The organism is Paenibacillus tabacirhizosphaerae (genome assembly GCF_040812395.1).
Lineage (GTDB): Bacteria > Bacillota > Bacilli > Paenibacillales > NBRC-103111 > Paenibacillus_E.
In genome coordinates this window covers 1-1,345 of record NZ_JBFNXH010000006.1, presented here as the reverse complement: position 1 = coordinate 1,345, position 1,345 = coordinate 1, and the positions used below count along the sequence as shown (strand labels likewise).

Below are 1,345 nucleotides of genomic sequence, written 5' to 3'. Positions count from 1 at the left end.
TTACTTTCACGACCGATGCGTATGCCAACTATTATCTCATTTGGGGATTGCATTCTGGTGGAAATTTGTCGATTGATGATATTCAGATCGCGAAAGTTCCATGATGCATTAATTTGATCAACTATAGAGAGGAGAACTGCCACACATGTTACAACTTAGCAGGTTACAAAGAATACTAGCCATACTATGTATGAGTGTATTGCTTATATCTGCATTCTCAGTAGCACATTTATAATAAATGGCGAACGAGTGTTTCTGCATGGGTTTTCCTATGATAATGCGAAAAAAGGAACGTGGCAGCACTTTGAATACACTGCCAATTCAACGTCTGGAAAAGCTGGATTATTATATCCAACTACTTCCCACAGTCCGGCAAGCACGGGATATATTCTGTATCGTAATGTTGAATTTAAAAAAAGTGGAATAGAATGGAACCCTTTTATCGATCTGAATGGTGGAGAAAGATACAAATACGATATAAGGGGGAAGTTGATACTAGTATCATAACGAATACACTAAGAACATGGAGGTACTTATGCAAAAACGAACCCTATCACTATTACTCATCATCATCTTTCTTTTCTCTCTTATCACACCAACATTTGCAACGGCACAAGATGAAAATTCGAAGAATAGTCTAAGTGGCAAGCCAGAAGCTGGATCTTATATCATCAAATTTAAAGATGCGAAAAAAGGACAGCAATCTTTGAACGCAACGAAGCGGAAGAAACGGAGCTTATTCCAGTTGAACAGCGAAGAACAGGAAAAAACGGAAAAGAAATTTAAGCACCTTTCTTCTCATATCACGACGAATCTATCAGCAACTGAAGTAGAAGATTTAAAGAAAGATCCAAACATAGCCTACATTGAAAAAGACAGCGTCGTTAAGAAAACAGGGGATATCGTTACGCCGAACTTGAATCAAATTCATGTTCCCGAAGCTCAAAATCAAGGGGTGGACGGTACTGGTGTCAAGGTGGTAATCTTAGACACTGGTATTAACACTCACTCTTCTGAACTTCACGTATCTGGGGGAGTTTCCTTTGTACCCAATGATACATCGTTAGACGATGCCAATGGCCACGGTACATTTGTGGCTGGAATTCTAGCTGCATTGAAGGACTATCGAGGACTTATAGGGGTAGCTCCAAATGTCAGCCTGTACAATGTAAAAGTCTTAGATTCTAATGGAGAAGGTACGTACAGTCAGGTCATTCAGGGGATTGATTGGGCCATTGAAAATCATATGGACATCGTGGCGATGAGCTTTGCTGGAACTGAATACTCATCTGCATTGGAAGAAGCCATGCAACTGGCTTTTAACAATGGTATTCTACTTGTTGCC

1 protein-coding gene is annotated in these 1,345 nt (G+C 39.9%); it reads left to right on the top strand.

Annotated features, from left to right (window positions below; translation table 11 throughout):
• Nucleotides 1–535 precede the first annotated feature (535 nt).
• Nucleotides 536–1,345, top strand: an 810-nt coding sequence (locus tag ABRS97_RS12500) for a S8 family serine peptidase (RefSeq protein ID WP_367814301.1), incomplete at its 3' end; no start/stop codon positions are given.